This window comes from Paenibacillus selenitireducens, assembly GCF_002021565.1.
Taxonomy (GTDB): Bacteria; Bacillota; Bacilli; order Paenibacillales; family Paenibacillaceae; genus Paenibacillus_K; species Paenibacillus_K selenitireducens.
The window spans coordinates 91,659-100,119 of record NZ_MSZX01000017.1 but is presented as its reverse complement, the minus strand read 5'-3'; the positions used below and the strand labels follow the sequence as shown (position 1 = coordinate 100,119).

6 protein-coding genes and 2 pseudogenes are annotated in these 8,461 nt (G+C 36.9%); 1 reads left to right on the top strand and 7 read right to left on the bottom strand.

The annotated features are described in order from the left end of the window. From BVG16_RS28875 to BVG16_RS28870, 3 genes and pseudogenes are all read right to left on the bottom strand, one after another. A pseudogene (locus BVG16_RS28875) lies at window positions 1–347 on the bottom strand (extracellular solute-binding protein); the annotation flags it as partial. 103 nt (window positions 348–450) lie between these two features. Next, window positions 451–567 (bottom strand): annotated as a pseudogene (locus BVG16_RS34140) (ABC transporter permease); the annotation flags it as partial. Between the two features lie 95 nt (window positions 568–662). Further along, window positions 663–878, bottom strand: a complete 216-nt coding sequence (locus tag BVG16_RS28870; RefSeq protein ID WP_078502660.1) for a hypothetical protein — start codon at window positions 876–878, stop codon at window positions 663–665. Window positions 879–1,030: 152 nt separating this feature from the next. Between BVG16_RS28870 and BVG16_RS28865 the strand changes: the two genes are divergently transcribed. Further along, a complete protein-coding gene (locus BVG16_RS28865; protein ID WP_078502659.1) occupies window positions 1,031–1,399 on the top strand; it encodes a helix-turn-helix domain-containing protein in 369 nt (122 codons plus the stop codon). Window positions 1,400–2,345: 946 nt separating this feature from the next. Here BVG16_RS28865 and BVG16_RS28855 read toward each other — a convergent pair. From BVG16_RS28855 to BVG16_RS28840, 4 genes are all read right to left on the bottom strand, one after another. Continuing rightward, entirely contained in the window at window positions 2,346–2,942 is a 597-nt protein-coding gene (locus BVG16_RS28855; protein WP_078502657.1) for a hypothetical protein, read from the bottom strand. A gap of 230 nt (window positions 2,943–3,172) precedes the next feature. Next, window positions 3,173–3,721: a hypothetical protein gene (locus BVG16_RS28850; protein WP_144027531.1), complete on the bottom strand. Its 549-nt coding sequence runs from the start codon at window positions 3,719–3,721 to the stop codon at window positions 3,173–3,175. 550 nt (window positions 3,722–4,271) lie between these two features. Continuing rightward, window positions 4,272–5,051 carry a hypothetical protein gene (locus tag BVG16_RS28845; RefSeq protein ID WP_078502655.1) on the bottom strand — a complete coding sequence of 260 codons (780 nt, stop codon included), beginning with the start codon at window positions 5,049–5,051 and terminating at the stop codon, window positions 4,272–4,274. A 415-nt stretch (window positions 5,052–5,466) separates the two neighbouring features. After that, complete coding sequence (locus BVG16_RS28840; RefSeq protein ID WP_078502654.1) at window positions 5,467–8,397, bottom strand: DEAD/DEAH box helicase family protein; 2,931 nt, start codon at window positions 8,395–8,397, stop codon at window positions 5,467–5,469. Window positions 8,398–8,461 lie beyond the last annotated feature (64 nt).

The following is an 8,461-nucleotide window of genomic DNA, read 5'->3' as shown; positions in this document are numbered from 1 at the left end:
GTGAACTTAGGGTCGGGAAATCCCGTGTAATGGGTAATGTCAGCCAAATCGTTGGCCGCAATCGATGCTAGCAGTTTATCATTGTATTGAGCTGAAGGTATGGCCATCGGTTCATATTCAATATTCAGTTTTTCCTCCATCGCTTTCCATACTTCCGTTTTCTTCGGAGGATTATTGTACAGCGGGTACATCATGCTGATTTTTTGCTTTTTCTCCGGTGTAGTTGTCGTTGTTGTTCCTTCTTTTGATGCCGTTTCTTCCTTTTTACCTGTACACCCCATCACCGAACCTGCGAGTAACACAACGGCAAGGATACCCGCCATCGTCTTGAATCGTTTCTTACTCATGTTCAACTTCCCCTTTGTCTATGTAGATTTTTTGAAATATAGACAAGAACGATATCATGGCGAACACCGTTCCATATCCTGAATCTGGATTGAACACGTCTGCTTAGCCTTTAACAGAACCAAGCATAACGCCTTGGGCGAAATGTTTTTGCAAGAACGGATAGACAATCAGAATCGGTACGGTAGATACGACGATGGCTGCCATTTGAATGGTTGTTGGTACGATTTCTACACCTGATATGATACCTGCTTGTCCAATTAAGTCCTGCGTGGAATCCTGAAATACTCTGAAAGAAATTTTTCAATATAATTAAATTAAAGGCGCTTATGGCGCCCGGTAATATGAGCGACCACATCATTTAAGCAGTACGGTCTGTTTACTTCCTCTCCTGTGGCGTAGCGGCACTTGGATTGTGCAAATCGTAATGTCTGTAACAGTGCTAAAGCATACTCCTGGGTAACCTCGTCCAACGTCAGAAACACATCGCTAAATTCAGCGATTTTATTCACCTGCTTCTCGGGTTGTGTCATTTCCTCAACCTTCTTTCGTTATTCGCGTTATTAACACAATTTATCACCTTTCCATTGAGTTGTCAACACTTATATCGAGAGACTTTTTGTGTTGACTTTGTGTCTTTTGTGTTATAAGGTAAGTGCATCTAAATATAAGGAGGTTTCTCGAGTTGTACGATCAGATTAAAACCTTAAGAGAACATTTAGGCTTGTCCCAAAGAGAGTTCGGCGAGAAGCTAGGCGTTAGTAGAGATGTCATCAGTAATCTGGAATATAATCGAGTTCAACCGAAAGAACTATTACTCAAGCACATTTGCGAACTGTACTCCGTACATGATCAATGGTTGCAAACAGGTGAAGGGGATATGTTTATAGAAGAAAGCCGTCAGAACAAGAAGCTTGATGAAGCCATTGCGATATTTAAGGATTTGCAACCAGAATTTCAAGATTACGCACTGGAACAGTTAAAAAAGCTGTCGGAGTTGCAGGCCAAGGTGCGAGGCTCCAATCATCACGAAAAACGTTCTTTGGAATATTAAATTGTCTCAGCTTGCAAGAATGTTGACATTTCGGGTAGCCAAAGCCGCTTGACCAGCGAATCTAAAACAAATGATCACGAAGGGCATGGTTGGATCCGAACATTTCTTGAAACTTCATTAAGGTCATCATTTCTTGTTGGGCCACAACTTTCATTTACGAACATTTGTTTGTGTTAATTATAGCAAACAAATGTTCGTATTCCAAGCACTTACTGAAGCAAATTGATATTCAAATTTAAAGCACAATGAACACGATATAAGGAATTCACGACCTTTTCGTTCTGCTCAAAATAGAGCATTAAATTCCAGCAAAATGGGCTATTCTCGTGATGCTTGGTTTAGTAAGTTATTTATCTTGTTTTAACTATGTTAGCAAGAGTTTGGAATTTATATAACTACTGTATAGTTGGCGAATTATAATACATGAACTTTACTTCCTAAAATAAGCGACATATAAGGCGTGAATTTGTAAAGTGGTAAGCTTTTGTGTTTTTGAGAATTTGGGCGGACGACTGGATAGACGAGAACCTCCCTAGACGAATACTAGATATTAAGCCATCCATTCTTATTAAATGGATTGAAATCGAATATAACAAAAAGAGCGAATATACAAATGAGGTCTCCCTCCTTATTTATTCGCTCTTTATTTTAATTCACCAATCTTCATCAGGTTGCTTGAAAGACACGGGGATTCAAGCCATCTTCGAATTTGCTAAACCTAAATCCTATATATGTTATTCTTCTTAATCTCTTAAAGATAATTTTGTAAAGCTTTGTTATATAATTATGGTTGTATGTTGGATATGTCAAATCATTTGGTAATCCCTTCATAAATCATCAACGCGGTTAGGTTCGCAGGATTGTCTGCTGAATCACTTCTCTAAATCGCTTCTTGCAGATCAAGGAGCGTCAGCGACATAGCGTGAATGCTGTGTTGAATGAAGTATCATGCTTCCTGAGATTCTTTCAAATTTTGGTTACTCTGGGGAAGTAAATATCTATTTGCTACCATCGAAAAGATTCCATAAATACTCATCAACAATATTAGCCCTAAAAATGAACCAGGAAAAAGCAGTATAAATTTTAGAAATCCACCTAATGATTCATAGTAGCTCTTGGATAATAACCATATATTATGGCTAATTTTCTGGTTAATTACGTATAAATATCCCAAAGTTATTATTGTCCATCTATAAATAAAACTCACTCTATCTAGTGAACCTCGGAAAAACCTATGATATGAAGATATGAAATATAGAGCACCTTCTCTATTCCATTTGTATCTGCTAGAATAAATCATTTCAATTGGTTTTTTTATTACTGTAATAAATAAAAAAATCCCTGAGACAACAATTGAATAGAACAACAAACTATATACAATAAACTCCAATATAATTTCAATACTTTTATACTTATCAAAAATCATTTTATGCAGTTCTCCGAATTTGTACGGATAAAATGATTTATAAAGAATTAATGGAATAAGTAGGATTACGAAAAACTCAAAAACTTGACCTTTGATGTTTTTAAAAAATTCTCCCATGAATTATCTCCTTTGTTTTTCCATTCAGTTTCGGTTTTTTGGACTAACGTTGTTGCATTCACGAACCATTACTGCCTTGAGCGAACAAAAGAGAGCGGTCGTGACGCAATTAGGCAGTGCAGGGTTGCCCCCTGAAATCCCTTCTCTGCTTCATGCTCCTCGGCGACCGAGAGCGCGATAGCAATCGATGCGGGAATGCGGTGTTATGTGATGGGGACGCCTTCGTTGAATTACAATACAAATCCTTTCTTATCTTCTTCAATACAATTATTTAACCAATTAATTAAAACACCATCGCTTGACATCTCTTTAATAAATTTTTTTTGGTTTTGTGATAGATGTGAAAGATGCCGATTCCTAAGTCTGATAAAACGGTTTGTAACAGAGGCTAAATAAATAATGGTAACTTCTAATGAAATGAACAAAAGATTATTCCAACTTAAATACGCAGGACTCGAGATACTATTTGTAAAGTTTCGAAGACCTAATGGAAAGGAATGTCCACTATTCGACAACATATTATATATTCCAGATTCAATGGTTTCATCTATAGGTTTAATAATGTTCTTAGCTCTGTCCTTAAAATAGTAAGCCCTCGAGCCTTCTCTTATCTTATTCTGCTTTTTATAATCCAGTGTCTTAAATTCTTCAGTATTAATAAAACGATTGAGAATACTATATTTAGCAATACATTCATACGAATTTATTATATGATCCGAGTCAGAGAATCCTAACTTCCTTAATATAGTGATATAATCATTAACACTATGATATTCCATTAATTTTATTCTAAAAGTTTGTTCATTCTTGGAGGTAAAAGGTTCACAAATATATTGGAAGATATCATGCAATTCAATAATATTTCTTGCAATGCTTGCCAGTGTACCAGCATCAATATTATCCTGCTTGTCTTACGATTCATAGAGAGGCCAAAGCCTAATAAAACTAATTGAATGTAGAGTGATCTTATTAAATAGTATATCAGCGATAACAATTCTTTCATTAGTTGAATTAGTACCTTTTGTAGCTTCCAATATTGTTTTGCAAATTGATGTCAGTTCCAATAAGTGTTGAGGTCTAAAATTATCCGCTTCCATGAAATCACCTTCGTATAATTATTATGTCCCTTTCACATAACGTTTTTGTATCTACGAATCCGTGAGGCTTTAGGGAGCGAATGCGGCTGGGTCCGACGGACTTTGCCTCGCAGGGGGTGTCTGCTAGAATCACTTCTTCGAAAAGCCTCTGGCAGACCAATGGACGTAAGTTCCGAAGCGTAGATACGGTGTTAAGCGATGTCCATGACTCCTTAGAAATACCAGAAATAAATTAATCTACTTGAAGAATTTGTTTCATTAAATCTTCTTTACTTATAAATCTAAATTTGTTACTTGAATTCAAATACGGTTCGTTACCTAAATAAAACATAGATTCATTGATTGGGTGAAATAAATACCATTTAACTCCACCATCTTCAAAATAAACTGGTTTATTGTTTTGAAGATTAGAATTTATTTTATCGAAATTCAAAAATCTGTATATAATTCTTGATATAGGGATCAATGTTGTATAAGTAATCATTCCATACATGATCAAAACAGCTATCAATACTCCAAACAATTCAGTTATTGATATATTTTCTCTATAAACTTCAGAATATATTTGTGTTCCAATAAAATAAATGGGTAATAAATAATATCCAAGTGAAGTTATAACACAACCAATAAAAATTATTATTTTTGATTTATTCGACAGATGGCCAAACAAATCAATAAATGTCTTTTCTTTTAATTCTAATAATGTCATTACAAACATTAATAGAACAATTAATAGTATCGTAATAGCTAAGGCAATCCAACCATAATATAAATTCTTATATTTAAATAAACTCTCAGTAATTAAGAACATTAAAATTACAGTAACTAACCCTTCGAGTAATAATTTAAAAACTTTGATTGAAAAAGCTTTTTCTTTCGATAATATTTTTTGTTCGATTGTTGACGATGTAAATAATGTGATTGGTTTTATTCTTATAACAAACAAAAATATGGATACTACTAAGCTAGGAATTCCAACTTTTGATAACAAATCACTCATTATTGTTTCCATCTTTTTCTCCTTCATTGGTTTTCATGGATTTCGCCTAACGTTCTTGTATCTATGAACCCGAGAGACTTAAGGGCGATCCGCGCCGGGTCCGACGGACTTAGCCTCGCAGGGATGTCTGCTTGGAATCGACTTCATCGAAAAGCCTCGAGCAGACCATGAGAGAATTATACGAAGCCACTTCCTTTATGATAATCTTCTCAATCAAATCAACCTCTCCTCACTTAAAAAATATTATCGTTACTATAACTTACAAAGATTCACTCGCTCTCAACAATTTTCCACATTAATATACATAATTCTACAGACCTATTCCCATCCCCTGCTAAAGAACTATCAAATATGGAGATAGATGGATCATAAAGCAAAAAAAGCCGCAAACGGATACTATCCGAAGCGACTTAATGCTATGTCTATGTTAATTTATCGCTTTCCCCACTACACTCGCCTTCAACAATCCACTAGCACTACTCGGCGTATCTTTCAAACATTGAAGCTCTCCGAATACAAAGAAGTGATCTTTCGCTCTGGACACGGCAACGTTCATGAGACTCTTGTTCATATCGATAAAGAAACAACCATCCTTTTCCCCATACACAGTTGATAATATAATGATATTGCGTTCAGCACCTTGAAAGGTATGAACCGTTCCAACGCTAATTTTTGATTGCAAGTTTGGGGCTCGCTTTCGAATTTCCGCTTGGATGCAACGAACCTGCGCCTTGAAAGGAGTAATGATTCCAATGAGATTTTTCTCAGCTTCGCTTGGATATGCCGCTTGAATATGTTCATAATGTTCGCTTAACCATTCTGCGATCTGAGAAGCCTCCTGACGATTGAATCTACTTGTCCCTTGCTTGCTGGAGTTCTCAGAATCAATCTGCCGATATCCCATTTGAGGCCATTCTTTCATAGCGCGCCCCTTATGTTCCACACCTTTGCCCCGCTTCGGCTCCAGATTCCCTTTGTAGACCAACTTGTTACAATAGTCAATAATTTCGTCATAACATCGGCGATGCTCCGATAGGAACAATCCCCTCTCTTCATATTTTTGATAATTACAACTTTTCGCAGCAACTTTCATTACGCTGGATCCGTATCCATTTAGTCCACACTGTTCCAATTGCTCATACTCGTTCAACTGTTTTATGACCTTACTGGATAGTGCTAACGCTTTATCCATAGCCCGATTTATCCCCCATACAGGCTCAATCTGATAGACATCCCCAACGATCACTGCTTTTTTCGCAAGAGAAAACGCCCCTGCAGCGATTTCTGGAGATACCTGACCCGCTTCATCCACAATAAGCAAATCAATATAGTTATAGAGGTAAAATCTACTTTGATCACCATACGCTAAAAATTGTTTGGGAAGCATGAAGAATGTCATAACCAAACAAGGTGTAATCATAGCTAGCCTACTATAGAACTTCTCTAAAACATTTTTGAAAGAAGTACCACATTGCTTCTCCGTTAATGCATCTTCTCCACTTGCCCATCTGCATTCGAAATAATGGACGGCTAGCCAGAAATCCACATAGCGAATCTTTTTATCTAACAAGTCATTCATTTTGCCTGTTGCAATATCATAGAGGGCTACTTCATCGTCATGCAATACGATTCCATGATCACTTAATAGCGCCAACTCGTTCTCGTACCGCTGGATCCATTTCTTTATCGCGGCTTGTTTATTCGTGAGTTCGGCAAATTTTCGATTCCCATCCGCATAACGAAGGCTATAGATATCCTCTATTTCTTTATACTTCATCGAATCCTTCAGAAATTCCAACTCTTCTACATTCATAAATAATCTGAATTTCGTTTGGACTCGTCTAGCGAACCATCTTAAGAAAAAAGGAATTTTCTTATAGTAATCGTGCCACTCTTTCAATCTCACCTGAATATCTTGATTCGCCTTATGTAGATTCTTAATTTCTACTTCCAGCACACTGAAATAGATATCGATTTGCTTTCCACTACATTCGAATTGATCGGCCTCTTCACACAAAGTAAGCAAGGCTTGTTTCCGCTCTTCGAAAAACATTAATTCATCGTGTAACCTTGCTTGGCAATCACTCAGCTGTACGTAATCTGTCCCAAAATACGTATTGCAACAATGCAATAGTTTGGCCATCGAATTTTCCAAGTTTTCCTTCGTCTCTACATCCGTAACAAAATTGTCTCCTCTGGAATTTGTGAATTGAAATCCATTGTTCCGAGCTTCTTTTATTTTTTGTCCTGAAGGGAAATACGTAGCAAAACTCTGTACCCCTTCAATCCATCGTTCCTCTAGATTGGAGATTCCAACTTTATTAATGTTCCCGAATGAAGCAATGATGTTCGTAACTGCTTGATTATTCGTCGAAGTCGCCACAATAAGAGGTGCTTTTTCTTTTAATAACGCCCTTTTTACGAATAAATCTGCGACAATAGATTGCAAGAGAGTCGTCTTTCCTGTACCTGGTGGACCATTTACAGCCAATATTTCTCCATCTTTCATTTGATTGAAATGGTTAACGGCCTCCCTTTGCGATGGAGACAACGAATATTCTCCACCCATCTGTCCCGCATGCAATTGCATTTTCGACGTACTATTTTCTATTAATGAACGTAGATTCGAGGGCTCGTTTGAAATAAACTGTTCATATAGTGCTTTAGGTTTATTTTCCTTCAGCAAATGATTGTACAAATTCATGATATGAAATGTGGAATTAACGGTGTTATCGATGAATAGATAAACGTTATTCTCCAACTCAAGCGGGGAATCCTCACCCTCTCGATTTGGTATCTCAATCCCCTCGAATGAAGCTCCAGTTATAGACTCATACAACGCTTTGAAAAATTCAACATAATCGGACCACGTCTTGAGTTGTTCCATACGATCCACATGATTGCTAATGAATTGGTCAACGTCATCCAGGTAACCAACAGACAATTTGGGTTCTACCATAGGCTGAAGATATTCTCTAGGGAACCAAGGTATTTTCTTATCATCCTTATCGTATGTAAGCTTTCCACCTCGATGAAGAATCGCTGGAATAAAGTACACTCCCGTCAATTCATCCACTTCGTCTTGGGTTTTCTCGTATGCATCGAAGATGGTTTTTACCGTTTTTGCGCTAATAATGACATTTAGAACGTTCTTCGGTAACTTGTTCTCCTCATCCGAGTTCTTCTTGATTGCTTCTGAAAAAACCTTTGCACTAATCTCTGCATCAATCTGTCCGTTGATTAATTCGGCTGAATCAAGGATATAAAATGGATCCGTCTTAAAATTAATTCCCGTATGCGTTTGCGCCGCGACTGCACTCCTGAAATATCGCGTAATTTTTTCGCCTATTTCCTTCATGTTAGTCTCCTAATCGTATGTATAGTCAATAAAAAAAGAAGGCTAAAAAACTGCCTTCCCTACG